Consider the following 19778-nt stretch of genomic DNA (forward strand, 5'->3'; position numbering starts at 1 on the left):
CCACCCCCCCCCCCACCCGTTGGCGGGGGGCGCGGGGTGCGGGGCCCCCCCCCCGCGCAAACACCTACGCCTCATCGGCGGGGGCCGCGTGGGGCGTTTCCCCCCCCCGCCACCGGAAGGGGTGAATGCACGTAACTTATCGATGCCGGAAGCGTTCATCCGCGCTAAGGGACGCTTCGGCAGGCGAGGTCAGGCGGCTGCCGGCTCCTTCTGGGTCTCCTTGCGGATCTCCTTCCGGGCCGCGCGCCGCACGGCGGCCAGCGCGGGATCGAGGGCCGGTACGGCGGCGAGCAACTGCTTCGTGTACGGGTCGGCGGGCGACCCGTACACCTCGTCCACGGTGCCCTGCTCGACGATCCTGCCGCCGCGCATGACCGCGACGCGGTCGCTGACCTGCCGGACGACGGCGAGGTCGTGCGCGATGAAGACCAGCGCGAGGCCCAGCTCCCGCTGGAGTTCGGCGAGGAGCGCGGTGACCTGCGCCTGGGTCGTGACGTCGAGCGCCGAGACGGGCTCGTCGCAGACGATCAGCCGGGGCTCGGCCGCCAGCGCCCTGGCGATCCCGACGCGCTGGCGCTGTCCGCCGCTGAACTCGTGCGGGTAACGGTCGTACCGGTCCGGGGCGAGTCCGACCCGATCCAGCAGTTCCCGTACGCGTGCCACCAGCCGTGTCTCGTCCAGCGTCCCGGCCGCGCGCAGCGGATCCGCGATGGACTCACCGATCGAGCGGCGCGGGTTGAGCGAGGAGACGGGGTCCTGGAAGACCATCTGGAGTTCGCGCCGGTAGGGCCGCAGCTCCTTCTCCGAGACCGCGCCGATCTCGGCTCCCTGGTAGCGGATCGAGCCGCCGGTCGGGTCGAGCAGCCGCACCAGCATCCGCCCGAGAGTGGTCTTGCCGCTGCCGCTCTCGCCGACGATGCCCAGCGTCTCGCCGGGCCGCACGGCGATCGATACCCCGTCCACGGCGCTGACGGTCTGCTTCCCTCGCCGGAACTCCCGCCGCAGGTCGACGGTTTCGAGCAGCGCAGGCCGCTCCTCGCTGGTGTCCGCGGGCCGCGCCGTCGGGGCGTCCACCCTCGGGACGGCGTCCAGCAGCGCCCGCGTGTAGTCCGCGCGCGGACCACCGAGGACCCGCGCGACCGGGCCGCGCTCGACCTCGCGGCCGTGGCGCATCACCAGCACCTCGTCCACGCTCTCCGCCGCGACGCCCACGTCGTGGGTGACGAGCAGCAGGCCCATCCCCGTCTCGCGGCGCAGGTCGTGCAGCAGGTCGAGGATCTGTGCCTGGACGGTGACGTCCAGGGCCGTCGTCGGCTCGTCCGCGATCAGCAGGCGCGGTTCGCAGGCCAGCGCCATCGCGATCAGCGCGCGCTGGCGCATGCCGCCGCTGAACTCGTGCGGCCGGGACTTCGCCCGGCGCGCCGCGTCCGGGATGCCGACCCTGTCCAGCACCTCCACGGCCCGCGCCCGTGCCACGCGGCGCGAGGCGTCGTTGTGGACCCGGTAGACCTCGGCGATCTGGTCGCCGACCGCGTAGTACGGGTCCAGGGACGACAGCGGGTCCTGGAAGACCATCGCGGCCACCGCACCCCGCAGCGCGCGCAGTTCACGCTCGGACGCCGCGTTCACGTCCGTACCGCCGACCCGCACCACACCGCCCACGTCCGCGCCGGTTCCCCGGTGCAGCCCGAGGAGGGCCGAGGCGACGGTGCTCTTGCCGCTGCCCGACTCGCCGACGAGACCGATCGCCTCTCCGGCGCCGAGCGAGAACGACAGGCCGTCCACGGCCCGTATCGCTCCGTCCGTGCCGGAGGAGAAGTCCACCGTCAGGTCCTCCACGAGGACCAGTCGCTCTGTCACTGGAGAACCACCCGTCGGTCGGCCATGGCGTACAGCAGGTCGGCGACGACGTTCGCCAGGACGACGGCCGCGCCGGTCACCAGCACCACGCCCACCACCACCGGCAGGTCGATCGTCCGCACCGCGTCGATCAGCGTCTTGCCGATGCCGGGGATGCCGAACAGCGACTCGGTGAGGACCGCGCTGCCGAGCACCGTGCCGAGGTCGAGCGCGTTGAGCGCGATGACCGGCGGTACGGCGCCGCGCAGCGCGTGCCTGCCGACGACGGAACGTTCCCGGACGCCGTACGCGCGAAACGTGCGGATATGGTCCTCGGCCAGCGTCTCCAGCGTCGAACTGCGCGTGAGACGGGCGTACTTCGCGCTCTCGAACAGGCCGAGTGTGAACCACGGCAGCAGCATGTTCCACGCCCACTGCTCGGGGTTCTCGGTCAGCGGGACGTACGTCGGGAACGGCAGCCACCGGAGGTAGGCGCAGACCAGCATCAGGAGCAGCAGCCCCAGGGTGAACACCGGCGTGGCGGTCCCGGCCAGCGTGAGGAGCGTCAGGGCCCGTTCGGTGATCCCGCCGCGGCGCAGCGCGGACACCAGTCCGGTGCCGACGCCGATGACCAGCCAGACGACCATCGCGCCGAGGCCGAGGGAGAGCGTCGCGGGCAGCCGCTGGAGGATCAGCTGGGTGACCTGCTGGTCGGTCTGGTAGGAGAAGCCGAGGCAGGGCGCGTCGCAGTGCAGCACGGCCGTGCCCGTGGAGTAGTCGCTCCCGGCGAAGATGCCCTGGAGGAAGTGCGCGTACTGCACGTACACCGGGTCGCCCAGGCTGAGTTGTTCCCGTACCTGCGCGATCTGCTGCGGGTTGCAGCGGTCGCCGCAGGCGAGTCTGGCCGCGTCTCCCGGCGCTATGTAGAAGAGCGCGTAGATCACCACGGACAGCACGAGGAGCACGAGCACCGCGCCGCCGAGCCGTTTGAGCAGATAGCTCGTCATCAGCCGTTTCCCTTGGGGGACTTGGGGGACGTACGAGAGGCGCGCCTGCCGATCCGCAGCCGGCTGGCCGCGCGCGGGTCGAGCGCCGTCCGTACTCCGTCACCGAGCACGGTGAACGCGAGGACGGTCACGAAGAGCAGCCCGGCGGGCAGCAGGACGTACGTCGGATCGGCCCTGAACCAGGTCTGCGCGCTCGACAGCATCTGTCCCCAGGACGGTGTCGGCGGCTTGACCCCGACGCCGAGGAAGGACAGCGACGCCTCGGTCACGATGTTCGACGGCAGCAGCAGCGCCGCGTACGTGATGACGGGCGCGGCGAGCGAGGGCAGCAGCTCACGGCGTGCCACCCGCCACCGGCCCGAGCCGCCGAGCCTGGCCGCGGAGACGAAGTCGAGCTGTTTCAGGCTCAGCGTCTGCGCCCGTACGATCCGGGACGTCCCGCCCCATCCGAGCAGGCCGATGAAGAGGATCAGCAGCACGGGACGCGGGAAGTCCGACGGCACGATGGCCGTCAGGGAGATGCCGAGCACGAGCATCGGCAGCGCGACCATCACGTCGGTGACGCGGCTGAGGAAACTGTCCAGCAGACGGTTGCCGAGTCCGGCCGCCAGACCGATCGCGACCCCGATCGCCAGCTGCACGACCGTCGCGCCGAGCGCGACGAGCAGCGAGACCCTGGCTCCGTACAGCAGCCGTACGAACAGGTCGCGTCCGGTGCCCGGTTCGATCCCGAGCCAGTGGTCGCCGCTCACACCGCCGAACGAGCCCACCGGCACGCCGCCGCGCGCCGAGTCCACGAGCGAGTCGTGGTACGCGTTCACGTCCTGTCCTTCGAGCGCCGCGAGCAGCGGCGCCGCGATCGCCAGCACCACGAGCAGGACCAGGACGATTCCGGACACGACGGCCGAGGGACGGGCGCGCAGCCGTCGCCACACCTGGCGCGCGTCCGAGGCGGCGGGGGTTGCCGCCGCCTCGGACGTCAGGAGATCCGCCGCGGTCACTTGACCGCGATCCGCGAGATGTCGAGGACGCCGGTCCAGTCACTGATGACGACGTTCTTGACGTTCTTGCCGACCAGCCGCTTGTAGACGGGGTGGAACAGCGGTACGTCCAGGGCCTGTCCGGCGATCTTCTGGTCGAGCGCGCCCCAGCGCTTGGCGGCGGCGTCCGGGTCGGTCAGCTTGTTGATCTCGTCGATCTCCTTGTTGACCGCCGGGTCGTTCAGCTGCGCGTGGTTGAAGTTGGAGCCGTCCTTGACGATCTGCCGGCCGTCGAAGATCGGGGCCAGGAACGGGCCGCCGCCCGGCCAGTCGGCGCCCCAGTGCGCGAGGAAGACACCGGGAGCGGTCTTGATGGTCCTGGTCTTCTGCTTGTACGCGTTGTTCTCCTGGCCGTCCAGCTTGACCGTGATCCCGGCCTTCTTGAGCGCTTCCTGGATCGCCGTGGCGATCTCGGGGCTCGTCTCCCGGTCCTCGATGGTGGAGTGCATGAGCGTGATGGTCAGGCCGTTCGGGTAACCGGCCTCCTTCAGCAGCTGCTTGGCCTTGGCCGGGTCACCGGTCCTGCCCGCCGGGAACGGGTCGTCGGGCGTGTAGCCGAAGGCCGGCTGGTTCGGCAGGAAGGTCGTCGCGCTCTCGGCGAGCGCGGAGCCGCCGGCCGCGTTGACGACGCTCGTGCGGTTGACGGCGTACGCGATCGCCTCACGCACCTTGGGGTTGTCGAACGGCTTCACCTTCGTGTTGAACGCGAGGTAGTTGGTGTAGCCGAAGTGGCCGGTCCCGACCCGGTCGGAGAGCGACTTGTCGCTGCCGACCTGGGCCAGCTCGGCGGGGCCGAGGTTGGTGTCGGTCGTGATGGCCGACGCGTCCGCGCCCGAGCTGGTCGACAGGCGCTGGTTGATGACGGCCGAGTCGAGCCCCGACTTCACGTCGATCCGGTCCGGGTACTGCTTGCGCCTCGGGTCGGTCGACTCCGACCAGTAGGTGTTGCGCTCGAAGACAAGGTGCTCGCCGTCGCCCTCGTTCTTGACGAGCTTGTACGGGCCCGAGGAGATCGGGTGCTCCTCGTACTTCGCCCCGGTGTCCTTCGCCTTGGGCACCGGCGCGAACTGCGTCTGGGTGGCGAGGAAGGGGAAGTCGCCCTCGGGCTTGTTGAGCTTGAAGATGATGGTCCTGGCGTCGGGCGTGACGATCGAGTCGAGGCCCTTCTTGTCCTTGTAGGGACCCTGGTACTCGGCGCCGCCCGCCAGCCAGTCACGCAGGTACGGTGCTCCGCCCGACAGCTCGGCGGCGAAGGAGCGCTCGACGCCGTACTTGATGTCGGCGCTGGTGATCGGGGAGCCGTCCTCGAACTTCAGCCCCTCCTTGAGCGTGTACGTCCACTCCGTGGCGTCCGCGTTGGGGCGGCCGGTGTCGGTGGCGAGGTCGGGGACGACCTTGTTGCCCGCCGCGCCGCTGCCGGGGCCGCGAGTGGTGAGCGTGCGGAAGACGAGCGTCGGGACGTTGCCGCCGCCGGAGGTGTACTGGCGCGCCGGGTCGAAGTCGTTCAGCGCCTGGGTGTTCAGCACCGACAGCGTGCCGCCCTTCTGGGGCTTGCCCTGGCCGGCGGACCCGTCCTTGCTGCTGTCCTGCGGTCCCGCGCAGGCGGCGGCGCCGGCGGCCACGGCCAGACTGACGGCGGCCACGGCCACACGGCGGGATATGAGGGACGGTTGACGCATCGGAAGAGACCTCTCGGTGTGCTGCACAGGCAGAAGATGAAGGCGGGGAACGGACCCGCACAGGCGCCGGCGGCGAAGAGGTGGGGAAAGAGAACCCGTCGCGCCGCGCCCGTGGGCGAGTACGCCCGAGCGCGGAGATACGACGGTGGAGAACCGACGCGCGCCGAGGCGGGCGTCAGCTACAGAGAATGTCGGCGACGCACAGCGGGGTCACACCGATGAGCGCCAGCTCAAAGGCGGTGTGACCGGACGTGGCGCAGGGGGACGACATGCCGAGAAATATGGAGGACCCCGTGGCCCGTGTCAACGCGAGTTGAGACAGCTGTCTCATTCCTCGGGAAACACCCAGGGGTTGGGACGGCATTTAATTCCGTCGATATCGAGCGATTTCGTCTGTTGTTGCATCACCGGCGCGAGAGTCCCGGGCGTGCGGCAGCTCACATGGTTGTGGCCGAGCCGGTGGCCGACCTCGTGGTTGATGAGCATCTGCCGGTAGCTGTACATCGCCTTGTCGCCGTAGGTCTTCGACCCCTGTGCCCAGCGGTACGCGTTGATCATGACGCGGGGTGTGGAGGCGGAGTCGCAGGAGACGTTGTCGACGGTCGTGTCCAGACCCGACTTGGCACACCAGACGGCGGTCGTCCCGGGGCTCGCCAGCGTGATCACGAAGTCGGGGTCGCCCGTGGAGATCCGCTCGAAGGTCCTGGCGTCGTTGTGGGCCCAGCTGCGGTCGTCGTTCAGTGTCTTCTGGACCGCGTCGGCGAAGAACGCGCCGTCGAGCCCGAGGCCGTCCTCGGTGTCCACGCGGTAGTGGAACTTCTGCCCCTTCCCCGGAGCCTTGGCGAACCCCGGCACCGCGCTGAAGTCGCCGGACGCCTCCAGGTCGGCGGCGAGCGGGAACTGCTTGGTCATCAGCTGGTCGTATCCCAGCTTCGGCGGTGCCTTCGCCGCCTGCGGCGCGGGTCTGCCCTCCGAGCGTGAGGGGATGTCGCCCATCTCGCGGTCGGCCCCGTCGGCCGTCGCGGCCCGGACGCCGTCCTCGCCGCCACCGGTGATGTGACCGGTCACGACGACCGCGAGAACGGTGGTCACCGCGGCGGCGGCGATTCCCGTGAGCGCGCGGCCCTTGCCGCCCTTGACGGACCGTTCCGGCTCGGGTGCCGGATCCGGCACCGGGTCGGATCCGCCCTCGCCGCCGGCCCCGCCACTGCCCCGGTCGCCGCCCGAGGCACCGGGGCCCGGGCCGTCCTGCCCCGACCGGTGCGGGCCCTGCGCCACGGAGTCGTCGGCTGAGGCGGCGGAGGCGGAGGACGCACGGAAAGCCGGAGGGGCCGACGACGCGGAGGACGCCGAGGGTGCCGAGGTCGCCGAGGTCGCCGACGTGGCGGAACTCACCTGCGCGGAACGGGAACCGAACGCGTCGAAGGCATCAAAGGCGTCGATGAACTCACGTCGGGGCCCGGGAATCGGCGGGGTCCCGTCCGAGTCCGGCCGGCCCGACGGTCGCGCCGGGTCCGACGGTTTCGCCGGGTCCACCGCCGAAGACCGGTCCGCCGCCGAAGACCGGTCCGCCGTGGAAGGGGATGAAGCCGACGAGGCTGGGGACGCGGTACGCGGGCCGTGCCAGATGCCGTAGCGGTGCGTCGTCCCCCAGCCGCCGCCCGCCTCGTGCTGCTCCGGATGGCCGCCGCGCACCCGTGGCGCACCGGGCGCGGGTGCGGAGCCGGCCGCATCGGTCCCGCCGTGCTGCTCCGGGTTCGGCGCCCCGGCCTCCGCGGACCGCCTGCGCCGGCCCTTGGCCGCGTCGGCCGCCGGCCGGCCCTCTGGTCCGCCACCGGGCGCCGTGCTGTCCGTACCGGCGTCCGCACCGCTCTGCGAACCCTGGGATACGGGACCTTTGCGGCTGTGTCGTCCCACGCCGGGGTCAGCTCCTGCCGTAGTCGTCAATGAGGTCCCGGCAGGCCTGAGCGACCTGCTCCGGGTACTCCATCATGGCAACATGCCCGGCGTCCGGAAGCGTCAGGAGTCTCGAATCGCGGAAAGCCGCCGAGGCCTTGCGAGCCATACGATACGAAACGAGCTGATCCCGGCCGCCGTAGACAAGCAGTGTCGGCGCGAGGACTCGTTCGGCCTGCCGCCACAGCGCGTGTTGACCGCCCAGGGTGTACGCGTTGACGAGACCACGCGCCGAGCGGGTCATCGCGTCCCAGAAATAAGGGAGTTGGAGGCGCCGCTCCATTTCCCGCACGGCGTGTCGCAACTCCCCGGGGTCGACCGAAGAGGGATTTCCGTAGCAGAGCGCCAGTACTCCGCGCGTGCGCTGTTCCGCCGTCCAGCCGAGGGTCAACCGGGCGAAGAGCCCGGTGACACCGGGCAGCGCCGCGAGGACCGTGGGCAGGGCGGTGCGCTGCACCCGGTACTCGGACAGCGCGGGCGAGATGAGCGTCACCGTACGGACGAGGTCGGGCCGCGCGGCGGCGACGCGCGTGACGACCGTGCCGCCGAGGGAGTTGCCCAGCAGATGCACGGGGCCGCGCCCGTTCGCCTCCAGCAGCCGGATCACCGCACGGGCGTGCGCGGTGATGGAGTAGTTGCCGTCGTCCGGCGGCGGCGAGTCACCGAACCCGGGCAGGTCGACGGCCTCGCCGTCCACCATGTCCGCCAGCAGCGGCATCAGCGCCGACCAGTTCTGGGAGGAGCCGCCGAGACCGTGCACGTAGAGCGCCGGGGGCAGTCCGTCACGCGCCGGAGGGCGTGACCGCACGGTCAGCGTGAGCCCGGGCAGTGACACGGATCTCAGCTTCTCCCCCTCGGCGACCCGTACAGCGCTCACTCGCGGAGCCACGCTGGCGATGAGAGTGTCCGGCAGCTCGGTCGAAGACATGCGGGCAATGTTACGAGACCATCACGCGTGGGTTCGCGTGCCGCCCCTCACGGACCGCATGGCGCCGCGCGGTCCCGGCTTCTACGCTCGACAGAGGGGCGCGCCGCCCGGAGCGGCGGGAAAGAGGCGAGAAAGGCCGGAGCGACACGAAGACAGGCCCGGAGTGAAGACAAGCCCCGGAGTGAAGACAAGCAGAGGGCAGGCGCCAGCATGTCGGTCGATCCCACGGACCCTACGGACCCCACGGACGAGACCCCGGAAGCCGATGCCGCGGAGCAGCGGGCCGAGGTACGGCAGCGCGAAGAGGAACCGCCGACCCATCTCGACACCGATACGGCCGACGAGGGCGACGCCGTGGAACAGGCACGCGCGGCAGGCTCCGACGACGAGGAAGACGAAGACGGCCGCCGCTGATCCGCCTCCCCCCGGCGGGATTTTCCGCAGATGCCGGAGGAGCGCGGGAGGTACGCCCGGCGAAATTGTGCCGCCACACGCCGCACAGCCGGGTTACCCGAAAGTACGATGGCAAACGCGGCGCACCGCGCGCACGGAACGAAATTTTTGGGAGGCGGCGTGACAGCCATAGAGCAGACAGAGGCGGCACGCCCACGGGGGACGCGCCTGCCGCGCCGCGCCCGACGCAATCAGCTGCTGGGTGCGGCCCAGGAAGTATTCGTGGCGCAGGGCTACCACGCCGCGGCGATGGACGACATCGCCGAGCGGGCGGGCGTCAGCAAGCCCGTCCTGTACCAGCACTTTCCCGGAAAGCTGGAGCTGTACCTCGCGCTGCTCGACCAGCACTGCGAAGCGCTGCTCCTCGCGGTCCGCACGGCCCTGGCGTCGACGACGGACAACAAGCTCCGCGTCGAGGCGACGATGGACGCGTACTTCGCCTACGTCCAGGACGAGGGCGGCGCGTTCCGCCTGGTCTTCGAGTCGGACCTGACGAACGAGCCCGCGGTCCGCGAACGGGTCGACCGGGTCGCGCTCCAGTGCGCGGAGGCCATCTCGGACGTGATCGCCGAGGACACCGGCCTCTCCAAGGAGGAGTCCATGATGCTGGCCGTCGGTCTCGGCGGTGTCTCGCAGGTGGTCGCGCGCTACTGGCTCTCCAGCGAGTCCGACATCCCCAGGGAGCAGGCCGTGCGGCTCCTCACCTCGCTGGCCTGGCGCGGGATCGCGGGCTTCCCGCTGCACGGCAGCGAGCAGCACTGAGCACCGCCGGGGGCGGCACCGGAGGCGCGTGTTCGCTGCGGGCGTTGTCCCGCGGCGTCTTCCCCGTGGTCTCTCCGGGCTAATGTGTGCTCCGTACCGCGCGGCTTACCGCGCAACGCACAGACCGTTCGGAGGGACATAGCCGTGGAGGTCAAGATCGGCGTGCAGCACGCGCCCCGGGAGATCGTTCTGGAGAGCGGGCAATCCGCCGAGGACGTCGAGCGCGCCGTGGCCGACGCGCTGGCCGGCAAGGCGCAGCTGCTCAGCCTGAAGGACGAAAAGGGGCGCAAGGTCCTCGTACCGGCCGAGCGGATCGCGTATGTGGAGATCGGTGAGCCGACCACACGACGGGTCGGATTCGGCGCCCTGTAGGCGCTGTCGGCAGTGACATCGGAACGGCCCGGCGGAGTTTCCGCCGGGCCGTTCCGATGGTTACGGGAGGGTTGCGTTCCGCGTACGCCGGGTAGTGACCGGTGGACCCGATCTGCCCGACCGATCGCGCAATGAGGTGATCAGCAGTGATCTTGGAAGCTCTCGGATCCGTCCTGCTCGGGCTCGGTCTCTCGTGGTCCGCGGACCACCGGCTGTCCCGCCGGCTGCCCTCGCGGCGGCTCGTGTTCGGCGCCGGACCGCTCGGAGCTCTCTTCGGCGCCTATGTGACGCATACGGCACTGGGCCCGGGGCACGGCCTGCTCACGCTGGCCGGCGGCCTGGCGGTGGGCGCGGTGGTGCTCTCGCTGCTGCTGCGGCCCGAGTCCCGCCGCCTGCACGGTCCGATGCCGTCCTGACCGCGGGGCCCGCACCGGGGCCGCGTACCCGGGCCTCCGCCCGGGGTCCGCGGCCCGCCGCGCGGGCGCCCCTGTCCGGTGCTGCCGTCGGCTGTGTTCCCGTGCCGCGCGTACGCGGCTGTACTCCTACGCGGCGAGGCCGAGCGCGGCCATCCGCTTCGTGTGCGCCTCGGTGATCCGGGAGAACATCCGGCCGACCTCGGCGAGGTCGAAGCCGTCCGCCACCCCGCCCACCAGCATCGTGGAGAGCGCGTCGCGGTCGGCGACCACCCGCTGCGCCTGGGACAGCGCCTCGCCCATCAGCCGGCGCGCCCAGAGCGCGAGGCGTCCGCCGACGCGCGGCTCGGCCTCGATCGCCGCGCGCACCTTCTCCACGGCGAAGTTGCCGTGGCCGGTGTCGTCCAGCACGGCGAGCACGAGGGCCCGGGTGTCCGTGTCGAGCCTGGCGGCCACCTCACGGTAGAAGTCGCTGGCGATCGAGTCACCCACGTACGCCTTGACCAGGCCCTCCAGCCAGTCGGACGGCGCGGTCTGGCGGTGGAACTCGTCCAGCGCCTTGGCGAACGGGTCCATCGCGCTCGTCGGCTCGACGTCGATGGCCCTGAGCCGGTCGTTCAGCCGCTCGAAGTGCCCGAATTCGGCCGAGGCCATCTTCGCGAGCGCTGCCTTGTCCGCGAGGGTCGGCGCGAGTTTGGCGTCTTCGGCGAGCCGCTCGAAGGCCGAAAGCTCTCCGTAGGCCAGCGCTCCCAGCAGGTCCACGACCGCGGCGTGGTACTGCGGCTCGGTCGAGGCGGTGTCCCAGTTCTGGGCCGCGATCCCGGTGGGTGCGGCGGATTCGGGCTCGGTGGCGTGGTCGGGCGTCTCCATGGACCGCACAATATCCCGCTCTCCGTCCCCTGTAAGGGGGTGCCCGAACACGTCAAGGAGGTGACCGAACACCCACGTCACCCACTTCCGCCGAATTCGCCCAACACACATGCGCGATTCCGGGGTACAGTGGTAGGGCGCCTGCCGAGTATCCGGCGGGCCATCGCAGTGTTTGACCGAGGGGCGTTTCCCGCGTTCCCCCGGACAGGCCCCAGAGGATGCCCGGTCGGTGGCCCGATCGGCTCCGACCCGACCGCCCTCCGCGCGGACCGTGCGCACAGCTGCGCACGACCTGCAGATGAGGGGCCCCCTCAGCGGCACGAGCGCTCGAGCGACGGCAGTGGTCCCGCGCCATCCGGCCAATCCACGGCCGGCCGAGTCCAGGCGCGGTACGACCCCCAGCGTTCGCCTCTCGCCGCGTCTCACAGAAGAGGCAGCACCCTGACTACGACTTTCCGAGAACTCGGAATCCTCCCCGAGACGGCCGAAGCACTCGAAGCCGTCGGCATCATGTCTCCCTTCCCCATCCAGGAGATGACTCTCCCGGTCGCCCTGTCCGGCAAGGACGTCATCGGGCAGGCCAAGACCGGCACCGGCAAGACGCTGGGCTTCGGACTGCCGCTGCTGGAGCGCGTCACCGTGCCCGCGGACGTCGAGGCCGGCCGCGCCGTGCCCGAGCAGCTGACCAACGCCCCGCAGGCGCTCGTCGTCGTCCCCACGCGCGAGCTGTGCCAGCAGGTCACCAACGACCTTCAGACCGCCGGCAAGGTGCGCAACGTACGCGTGCTCGCCATCTACGGCGGCCGGGCCTACGAGCCGCAGGTCGAAGCCCTCAAGAAGGGCGTCGATGTGATCGTCGGTACGCCCGGGCGCCTCCTCGACCTGGCGGGCCAGAAGAAGCTCGACCTCTCGCACATCCGCGGACTCGTCCTCGACGAGGCCGACGAGATGCTGGACCTGGGCTTCCTGCCCGACGTCGAGCGGATCATCCAGCTGCTGCCGCCGAAGCGCCAGACGATGCTCTTCTCCGCGACCATGCCGGGCGCGGTCATCGGCCTCGCCCGCCGCTACATGTCGCAGCCGACGCACATCAGCGCCACGTCGCCGGACGACGCGGGCGCGACCGTCGCCAACACCACGCAGCGCGTCTACCGCGCCCACTCCATGGACAAGCCGGAGATGGTCGCGCGCATCCTCCAGGCCGAGGGCCGCGGGCTCGCGATGATCTTCTGCCGTACGAAGCGCACCGCCGCCGACATCGCCGACCAGCTCGCCCAGCGCGGCTTCGCCTCCGGCGCCGTCCACGGCGACCTGGGCCAGGGAGCGCGCGAGCAGGCGCTGCGCGCGTTCCGCAACGGCAAGGTGGACGTGCTGGTCTGCACGGACGTCGCCGCGCGCGGAATCGACGTCGAGGGCGTGACCCACGTCATCAATTACCAGTCGCCCGAGGAGGAGAAGACCTACCTCCACCGCATCGGCCGCACCGGCCGCGCGGGAGCGTCCGGCATCGCCGTCACGCTCGTCGACTGGGACGACATCCCCCGCTGGCAGCTGATCAACAAGGCGCTGGACCTCGGCTTCCCGAACCCGCCGGAGACGTACTCCACGTCCCCGCACCTGTTCGAGGAGCTGAACATCCCGGCCGGTACGAAAGGCATCCTGCCCCGTACGGACCGGACGCGCGCGGGTCTCTCCGCCGAGCAGCTGGAAGACCTCGGTGAGACGGGCGGCCGCGGCCGTACCAAGTCCGCCGCCACCGCGGTGAAGGAGGAGCGTCCCGCCCGGACGCCGCGCCAGCGCCGCCGCACGCGTGGAGGCACCCCCGAAGGCGCGGAGCCGCAGGCCGTGGCGTCCCCGGCTCCCGCGACGGAGACGTCGACGGGCCCGGCAGCGGTCGAGGGCGCGGAGGCGCCGGCCGAGCCGCGCACCCCGCGTCGTCGCCGCCGTACCCGCGCCACCGCCGCCGACGCGGTGGAGACGCCGGTGGCGCAGCCCGCGAAGGCCGCCGCCGCTGTGGAGAGCGCCGCAGTGGAGAGCGTGACGGTCGCCGAGCCGGAGGCGGAGCCCGCGGCCAAGCCGCGCCGCCGCCGTGCCCGCGCCGCGAAGCCGGCGGTCGAGGCGCTGGTTCCGCTCGCGCCGTTCGAGAAGCCGGTCGAGCCCGACTTCCAGATCGCCCCGATCGCGGAGCCGGAGCCCACCAGGCCGCGCCGCCGCACCCGGGCCGCGAAGCCCGCCGCGGACAAAGTGGCGGAGAAGGCCACCGCCACGAAGGCCCCGGCGAAGAAGACGACCGCCAAGGCGGCCGAGGCCGCCGACGTTTCCGGGGCTCCCGCCGCGGAGACGAAGCCCCGTCGCCGTACGCGCGTCGCCAAGCCCGCCGCCGAGGCGGCGGAGACGGCCGCGCAGGCTTCCGGGGCGTCCGTGGGCGTCGCGGCGGACGGGGAGCCCACGGCTCCTCCGAAGCAGCGCCGCCGCCGTGCGCGTACGACGGCCGCCACGACCGAGAGCTGACCGGCCGCACCACGAACACCCGTTGGCCCGGCGCCCCCTCCTGGGGGCGCCGGGCCAACGCTGTACCGGGGTCCCGGGACAGAACACGGAGCGCGGCGCTAGCCTCTTCGCATGAGTCGGTCCGCCAGCCCCACCCCGCCCTCCCGGGTCCAGGCCCGCACCCTGTCGACCAGCCGGGGTTCCTTCGCCGCGCTCGACGCCCGTCCGGACGGAGAGGCGCGGGGCACCGTGCTGGTGATCCCCGGATTCACCGGCAACAAGGACGAGTTCGTCCCGCTGTTCGGCCCGCTGACGGAGGCCGGCTACCGCGCCGTAGCCGTGGACGGCCGCGGTCAGTACGAGACCGAGGGGCCCGACACCGAGGACGCGTACGCCCAGAGCGAGCTGGCAGCCGACGTCCTGGCGCAGATCGAGGCCATCGGCGCTCCGGCGCATGTCGTGGGGCACTCGATGGGCGGACAGATCGCCCGCGCCGCGGTGCTGCTCGACCCGGTTCCGTTCCGCACGCTCACGCTGATGTGCTCCGGTCCCGCCGAGATCGTGCCGTCCCAGCGGGAGCGCGTGAAGATGCTCAGCGACGCGCTCGCGGCCATGACGATGGACCAGGTCTGGGACGCGATGCGGGAGCTGGATCCGCTGCCCGCGACCATCACGAACGGCGCGTTCCTGCGGGAGAGCTGGCTGCGCAACAACCCGGTGGCGCTGACCGTCACCGGCAGGCAGCTGACGGTGGAGCGCGACCGGGTCGCCGAACTGGCCGCCGTACCGCTTCCCAAGCACGTGCTGTCCGGCGCATCGGACGACAAGTGGCCCGTGGCGCTGTTCGACTCGATGGCGGAGCGGCTGTCGGCCCGCAGGACGGTCATCCCGGGCGCGGCGCACTCCCCCAACCGTGACCGGCCGCTGGAGACCGCCGCCGCCCTGATCGACTTCTGGAACAGCCACCCGTAGGTCCGCACCAACGGGCCCCGGGCCGCCGGAGGGTCAGTACTGGGACCGTACATGCTGCCAGAAGCCGTCGCGCAGGGCCCGCCGCAGTACGGAATGGCCCCGCAGCGACCGCTGGAGCAGCTTCTCCGCCTCGATCAGCAGGTCCTGGTCCACGGGCCCCGGCAGGTAGGGAGCGCCCGGCAGCAGCTCGCCCATCGTCTGCCTGCCACGCTCCACCAGCCAGGTCGCCGCGATCTGCGCGCCGATGAAGCGGACCTCGTCGCGGGAGGGCGGCGGATCCCCTTCGTGCTCGTACGTCGTGACCGGGCGCCGGGTGACGTACGGCTTCCAGAAGTCGAGGTCGAAGGTGCGCTGACTGTCGACCTCCCACAGCAGCGGCTCGGCCTGGTTGCGCCCTTCGGACGCCTCGATGCCCCACAGATGGACGCGGGCGCCGTACCCCTGGGCGGCCTCGACTGCGGACACCAGGTCCTCGTCGCCGCCCACCAGCGCGGCGTCGCTGATGGCCCGGTGCCTGGCGAGCGATTCGAGATCCGTGCGGATCAGTGAATCGACGCCCTTCTGCTGGTTGTTGGCATTGAGATTGCCCAGCCTGACCTTGACGTCGGGCAGCTCGGCGATGGCCTGCTGCTCGGGGGTGTGGATACGGCGTCTGGCACCGTCGTACCAGTAGACGCGGAGCAGCCTGCTGTCCGCGAAGATGGTCCTGGCCTTGTCGATGAAGGCCTCGATGAGCCCTTCGGCGTCGAGGTCGAAGGAACGCCGGTCCTCGGTACCCGCCACAAGCAACCCGGCCGCAGCATAGACGTAACCCGCGTCGACGAAGATGGCGTGCGTGGACGGGGTCTTGGCGACCTCGGCGAGCATGCGGTGCAGCAGCTCGTTGGTGCGCTCCAGACGGGCGCCGAGCTCAGTGGCCTCTGGGTTGATCTCTGCCTCGTTCATACACGTTTCATTCTCTGCGGATGTCGTCGTACTCGCCAGTAGTTAGGCATCCAAAAAATTTCCTTAGTGTAGGGAATGATTGCAGAGGGCAAGCCGTTATAGATGTAAGTCGCAACCGACGGGGCCCACCCCCGTCGTACACAGTTCTCCTGCTGGAGGATCAGACGAAGGGAGAAGCCATGCGCTTCGAAATCATGCGTCTTGACGACGTCGACGGCTCCGCCGTGGACAGCACCGTCGTGGACGCCGCCTCCGTCAACCGGATCGTGCAACAGGCCGCTTCCCTGGGCCAGCGCATCTATATCCGGCCGGCCGAATCCCCGGCCTCATAACCCTTACCCGCACAGACGACTGAATACCGACGAAGCGACCCCCGTACGGAACGACCGTACGGGGGCGCTGCTGTACCGGGCCCCCGTACGTACCGCAGCGCCCGGTCCGGTACGTACCGCCGCGCCGGGTCCGTACGTACGGAAACCGGCCCCGTACGTACGGGGAGCGTCCACGGCGGTTCGCCGTTCGCCGTCTCAGGAACCGCGGATGACGGACGTGATGCCGTTGATGATCTGCTGTACCGCGATCGCCGACAGCATCATCCCGGCGAGCCGGGTCACCAGCACCACACCGCCGTCCTTGATCACCCGGATGATCAGCAGTGAGTAGCGCATGGTCAGCCAGAGCACGATGTGCATCACCACGATGGCGGCCCACACCGAGAACTGGGCGCTCGCGCCGTGCGCGTTCTGCACGGCGAGGATGACGGACACGATGGCGCCGGGCCCGGCGAGCAGCGGCATGCCCAGAGGCACGAGCGCGACGTTGACGTCCTTGGTCTGCGTCGGCTCCTCGTTCTTGCCGGTGAGCAGATCCAGCGCGATGAGCAGCAGGAGCAGCCCGCCCGCGATCATCAGCGCGGGTATGGAGACGTGCAGGTAGTCCAGGATCTGCTGGCCCAGCAGGCCGAAGACGGTGATCACGCCGAACGCGACGGCCACCGCCTGCCAGGCCATGGCGCGCTGGACCTTGGCGGGCCGCCCGGAGGTGAGCGCGAGGAAGATCGGCGTGATCCCTGGCGGGTCCATGATCACGAAGAGGGTCAGGAAGAGAGAGCCGAAAACGGCAGCGTCGAACACAGTCAGGTGCCTTGCGGGAGTGAGCGGAGAAAAGCGGAGGAGCCGCCGGAAGCGGGGAGGAGAGGGGAGGGACTTACACGCGTCCGCCCGCGCCAGGCACCGGGAACGCGCCGGAGGCGCGCCGGGTGATCTCGCCGTAGATCTCCGGGTCGGTGGCGTACTCCCCCAGCGCCACGGTCTTTCTGCTGCCGTGGTAATCGCTCGACCCGGTGGTCAGCAGCCCGAGATCGGCGGCGAGGCCGCGCAACCGGGCGCGCGTCGGGGCGTCGTGATCCATGTGGTCGACCTCGATGCCGTCGAGTCCGGCGGCGGCGAGGCGGGCGATCGCCTCTTCGGAGACGACCCTGCCGCGCTTGGCAGCGGCGGGATGCGCGAAGACGCTGACGCCCCCGGCAGCCTTGATCAGGCGGATCGCCTCGAAGGGGTCGAGTTCGTGCTTGTCGGCGTACGCGCGACCGCCGTCCGCCAGCCACTCCGGCACGAAGGCGTCGGAGACGGTCGGGACGACGCCCAGCTCGACCAGGGCGGTGGCGAGGTGCGGACGGCCCAGGGAGGCGTCGCCCGCGATACGGGTCACCTGCTCCCAGGTGATCGGGACGTCCAGCTCCTGGAGCTTGCGGACCATGGCCCGCGCGCGCGGCACGCGGTCGTCGCGTACGAGCTCCCGCTCGGCGGCGAACACCGGCTCCCCGGGGTCGAAGAGGTACCCGAGCATGTGCAGCCCGACGCCGTCGAGGTTGCAGGACAGCTCGGCGCCGGTGACCAGCGTGAGCCCTTCGGGGAGCGCGGCTACGGCCTCCGCGTGGCCCCGGGTGGAGTCGTGGTCGGTCAGCGCGACGACGTCGAGTCCGGCGGCGGCGGCGTTGCGCACCAGCTCGGCCGGGGTGTCCGTGCCGTCGGAGGCGGAGGAGTGGGTGTGCAGATCGATGCGCACGACGCGTACTCCTCAGGCTCGGACGGATAAAGGGACAGTCAGAAGGGTAACGGTCGTTCCGCACAGGTCGGCAACAGGTCGCGGCGGAGGCGGAGAGCGGGCCGGGCGCCAGGTCGGCGCGGCGGGGTGGACGCCGAACCACCGACCGGGTGGCGGGGCCGGGCGAAGGTGGTCGCGGCAGAGGCCGTCTCGGCGAACGCCGAAGCGCCGGTCAGACCGCCCGGCCGGCAGAGACGGTAGCGGGGGCAACAGCGCCGAAGCGCCGGTCAGGGCAGCGGGCCGGGCGGAGGCGGCGGTCAGGACAGCAGGCGCGGTGACAGCGCTCCGCACGGCAGCAGCTCGACCTCGGTGCCCGCCTCCCGCAGGTCGGTCAGCACCAGCTGCTCGTCGTACATCATCAGCCCCGACCGCTCGGGCCAGACGATCGCCCACAGCCACAGTCCGAGCGCTTCGCCCGCGAACACCGCGCGGTCCTCGGGAGCCCCCGCGACATGCCAGAGCGGGGTGGGACGGCCGGCGGCGAGCAGCTTGGCGTGCGGCGGCTGGTCGATCTCGATCCGCGGTCCCGGGTCGGGTCCCTCGATCCCCGCGTACCGCGCTCCGAGCCCGACGCCCATCTCCTCGGCGACGAGCAGCAGCTCACCGGAGCCGCCGAGCGGTCCCGGGCCCGAGCACGCGACGGCCGTGGCCCGGCCGCCGCTGCGGTCGTCGCCCGCGTACGTCACGCCCGCGAACAGCCAGCCGACGGGCAGCGGCCAGGGCATCCACACCGGGACCTCCGCGCGGTGCACGGCCACCCCGAGGGCTTCGACGCTGGGTGGTATCACCGGTTGCAGCGGATACACCGCGCCGTGCGCCTCGCACTGCCAGGAGTCGGCGAAAAGACCGGGCGCGCCGACCCGGCCTCCGCACTTCGGGCAACTGGGTTGGCCCTTCATGACGCCCACGGTCCTCCCCGGCCGACGTCGCGTCAAGGACGATCAGCCGCCCGCCCCGACCCTGCCGACGACGGCCACCAGTCCGTCACAAAGCACTCGTTGGAGTGCGGATTCCGGAGGTGACTGTCATCACCCCACGGAACGTGGTGCGTTACGGCGCCACTCGGTCCGGCGCCGGCGAAGTCCAGTGACCGACGCTCGGTCCGGCGCCACTCCGGCGCTCAGCAACCAGCGCCCGATACCCGCCGCTCAGTCCAGCGCGACCGGCCGGCGCAGCGGGTCACGCAGATCCGTACCCCGCGCGAGCCAGCGCTCTTCCAGCTCCTGCGCGCCCCTGACCCGTTTCCAGGCCGCCTCGTTGGCCGTCATGGGCAGCAGAGGCAGGAACCGCACCGGATCGAGCGGTGCGTCCAGCTCCAGATCCGCGACCAGGCCGCCGGGCTCCGCGACCAGTACGGAGCTGAACGGCGCGCCGGGCCACAGCGGTTCGCCCAGGTCGAGCGACGCGCCCGGAGCCACGATCACCCCCTCGACCTGGGGCGAGGCAGCGAGCACCGCCAGCTTGCGCAACACCTGGTCGGTGTCGGCGAGTCCGGCTCTCACGGAGAGGACCAGCTCGGCCCTCGGCCCCTTCACCGGATCCGCCAGCACCGCGGTCGGGTCCGCCATCGGCTGCGCCGACATGCCGAGTGTGGCGTAGCGCACGAGACCGCGGCCCCCGGAATCCTGATCCCGCGCGTCCAGGAAACGCAGTACCTCGATGCGGTCGGTCCCCAGGAAGGTCACCGCGGCACGCGCGTCCGGTTCGCCCAGGGCCGTACACAGCCGGGCCTCGACCAGCGTGAGAATTTCTTCCATCCGGCGAGCATAGATCGCGTGCGAATGGGGGAAGAGACGAGATTGGCCTGCTGTCTGCTGATAGTCTTGGCCGCCGGTCGGGACAGCACGCAGAAGCGTCGCCTTCCAGTCCTGACCACACGTCATCCCCCAAGGGGGACCGGCCGGAGGAGGTGGGGCTGCGGTGGATCGAAGTCACCCGGCCAGTAC

Annotated in this window: 20 protein-coding genes; 7 read left to right on the plus strand and 13 right to left on the minus strand. The window is 71.2% G+C overall.

From position 1 onward, the window contains the following. Nucleotides 1-189: 189 nt before the first annotated feature. The 7 genes from ACIP6N_RS06985 to ACIP6N_RS07015 form a co-directional block, all read right to left on the minus strand. Entirely contained in the window at nucleotides 190-1860 is a 1671-nt protein-coding gene (locus ACIP6N_RS06985; protein ID WP_401813533.1) for a dipeptide ABC transporter ATP-binding protein, read from the minus strand. Beyond that, nucleotides 1857-2846, minus strand: a complete 990-nt coding sequence (locus ACIP6N_RS06990) for an ABC transporter permease (RefSeq protein ID WP_401813534.1) — start codon at nucleotides 2844-2846, stop codon at nucleotides 1857-1859. Before ACIP6N_RS06990 ends, ACIP6N_RS06985 begins: the two co-directional genes overlap by 4 nt. After that, on the minus strand, nucleotides 2846-3847 hold the full coding sequence (locus tag ACIP6N_RS06995) for an ABC transporter permease (RefSeq protein WP_401813536.1): 1002 nt from the start codon (nucleotides 3845-3847) through the stop codon (nucleotides 2846-2848). Before ACIP6N_RS06995 ends, ACIP6N_RS06990 begins: the two co-directional genes overlap by 1 nt. Beyond that, on the minus strand, nucleotides 3844-5565 hold the full coding sequence (locus tag ACIP6N_RS07000) for an ABC transporter substrate-binding protein (protein ID WP_401813538.1): 1722 nt from the start codon (nucleotides 5563-5565) through the stop codon (nucleotides 3844-3846). The genes ACIP6N_RS06995 and ACIP6N_RS07000 overlap by 4 nt, the downstream gene beginning before the upstream one ends. 175 nt (nucleotides 5566-5740) lie before the next feature. Further along, nucleotides 5741-5929 carry an Ms4533A family Cys-rich leader peptide gene (locus tag ACIP6N_RS07005; RefSeq protein WP_401813539.1) on the minus strand — a complete coding sequence of 63 codons (189 nt, stop codon included), beginning with the start codon at nucleotides 5927-5929 and terminating at the stop codon, nucleotides 5741-5743. After that, nucleotides 5893-7482 carry a DUF3152 domain-containing protein gene (locus tag ACIP6N_RS07010; protein WP_401813541.1) on the minus strand — a complete coding sequence of 530 codons (1590 nt, stop codon included), beginning with the start codon at nucleotides 7480-7482 and terminating at the stop codon, nucleotides 5893-5895. The genes ACIP6N_RS07005 and ACIP6N_RS07010 overlap by 37 nt, the downstream gene beginning before the upstream one ends. 7 nt (nucleotides 7483-7489) lie before the next feature. Further along, the gene (locus tag ACIP6N_RS07015; RefSeq protein ID WP_401813542.1) at nucleotides 7490-8449 is read right to left on the minus strand and encodes an alpha/beta fold hydrolase; all 960 of its coding nucleotides are present in this window, start codon (nucleotides 8447-8449) and stop codon (nucleotides 7490-7492) included. Between the two features lie 210 nt (nucleotides 8450-8659). Between ACIP6N_RS07015 and ACIP6N_RS07020 the strand changes: the two genes are divergently transcribed. From ACIP6N_RS07020 to ACIP6N_RS07035, 4 genes are all read left to right on the plus strand, one after another. Next, on the plus strand, nucleotides 8660-8863 hold the full coding sequence (locus ACIP6N_RS07020; protein ID WP_401813543.1) for a hypothetical protein: 204 nt from the start codon (nucleotides 8660-8662) through the stop codon (nucleotides 8861-8863). A 159-nt stretch (nucleotides 8864-9022) separates the two neighbouring features. After that, nucleotides 9023-9664 carry a TetR/AcrR family transcriptional regulator gene (locus tag ACIP6N_RS07025; protein WP_401813545.1) on the plus strand — a complete coding sequence of 214 codons (642 nt, stop codon included), beginning with the start codon at nucleotides 9023-9025 and terminating at the stop codon, nucleotides 9662-9664. A 144-nt stretch (nucleotides 9665-9808) separates the two neighbouring features. Further along, the gene (locus ACIP6N_RS07030; RefSeq protein ID WP_401813547.1) at nucleotides 9809-10036 is read left to right on the plus strand and encodes a DUF3107 domain-containing protein; all 228 of its coding nucleotides are present in this window, start codon (nucleotides 9809-9811) and stop codon (nucleotides 10034-10036) included. 146 nt (nucleotides 10037-10182) lie between these two features. After that, the gene (locus tag ACIP6N_RS07035) at nucleotides 10183-10452 is read left to right on the plus strand and encodes a hypothetical protein (RefSeq protein ID WP_401813548.1); all 270 of its coding nucleotides are present in this window, start codon (nucleotides 10183-10185) and stop codon (nucleotides 10450-10452) included. Nucleotides 10453-10578: 126 nt separating this feature from the next. On the opposite strand, the gene ACIP6N_RS07040 is transcribed toward ACIP6N_RS07035, so the two are convergent. Beyond that, nucleotides 10579-11319 (minus strand): ferritin-like fold-containing protein, encoded by a 741-nt coding sequence (locus tag ACIP6N_RS07040; RefSeq protein ID WP_401813550.1) that lies wholly within the window; start codon nucleotides 11317-11319, stop codon nucleotides 10579-10581. Nucleotides 11320-11853: 534 nt separating this feature from the next. On the opposite strand from ACIP6N_RS07040, the gene ACIP6N_RS07045 reads away from it, so the two are divergent. Beyond that, a complete protein-coding gene (locus ACIP6N_RS07045; RefSeq protein WP_401813551.1) occupies nucleotides 11854-13830 on the plus strand; it encodes a DEAD/DEAH box helicase in 1977 nt (658 codons plus the stop codon). Between the two features lie 111 nt (nucleotides 13831-13941). Next, on the plus strand, nucleotides 13942-14781 hold the full coding sequence (locus tag ACIP6N_RS07050; protein WP_401813552.1) for an alpha/beta fold hydrolase: 840 nt from the start codon (nucleotides 13942-13944) through the stop codon (nucleotides 14779-14781). Between the two features lie 33 nt (nucleotides 14782-14814). Here ACIP6N_RS07050 and ACIP6N_RS07055 read toward each other — a convergent pair whose 3' ends face one another. Next, on the minus strand, nucleotides 14815-15726 hold the full coding sequence (locus ACIP6N_RS07055) for an NYN domain-containing protein (RefSeq protein WP_401813553.1): 912 nt from the start codon (nucleotides 15724-15726) through the stop codon (nucleotides 14815-14817). 179 nt (nucleotides 15727-15905) lie between these two features. On the opposite strand from ACIP6N_RS07055, the gene ACIP6N_RS07060 reads away from it, so the two are divergent. After that, entirely contained in the window at nucleotides 15906-16058 is a 153-nt protein-coding gene (locus tag ACIP6N_RS07060) for a hypothetical protein (protein WP_401813554.1), read from the plus strand. A 195-nt stretch (nucleotides 16059-16253) separates the two neighbouring features. Here the strand turns inward: ACIP6N_RS07060 and ACIP6N_RS07065 are convergent, their stop codons facing one another. The 4 genes from ACIP6N_RS07065 to ACIP6N_RS07080 all read right to left on the minus strand — a co-directional run bounded on the left by ACIP6N_RS07065 (nucleotide 16254) and on the right by ACIP6N_RS07080 (nucleotide 19589). Further along, a complete protein-coding gene (locus tag ACIP6N_RS07065; protein ID WP_401813555.1) occupies nucleotides 16254-16859 on the minus strand; it encodes a MarC family protein in 606 nt (201 codons plus the stop codon). Between the two features lie 73 nt (nucleotides 16860-16932). Next, complete coding sequence (locus ACIP6N_RS07070; RefSeq protein WP_401813556.1) at nucleotides 16933-17793, minus strand: PHP domain-containing protein; 861 nt, start codon at nucleotides 17791-17793, stop codon at nucleotides 16933-16935. A 296-nt stretch (nucleotides 17794-18089) separates the two neighbouring features. Next, nucleotides 18090-18731 carry a DUF6758 family protein gene (locus ACIP6N_RS07075; RefSeq protein WP_401813558.1) on the minus strand — a complete coding sequence of 214 codons (642 nt, stop codon included), beginning with the start codon at nucleotides 18729-18731 and terminating at the stop codon, nucleotides 18090-18092. A gap of 249 nt (nucleotides 18732-18980) precedes the next feature. Continuing rightward, nucleotides 18981-19589, minus strand: a complete 609-nt coding sequence (locus tag ACIP6N_RS07080) for a suppressor of fused domain protein (protein ID WP_401813560.1) — start codon at nucleotides 19587-19589, stop codon at nucleotides 18981-18983. Nucleotides 19590-19778: the final 189 nt, after the last annotated feature.

Origin of the sequence: Streptomyces sp. NPDC088725, assembly GCF_044751305.1 — a bacterium.
Taxonomy (GTDB): Bacteria; Actinomycetota; Actinomycetes; order Streptomycetales; family Streptomycetaceae; genus Streptomyces.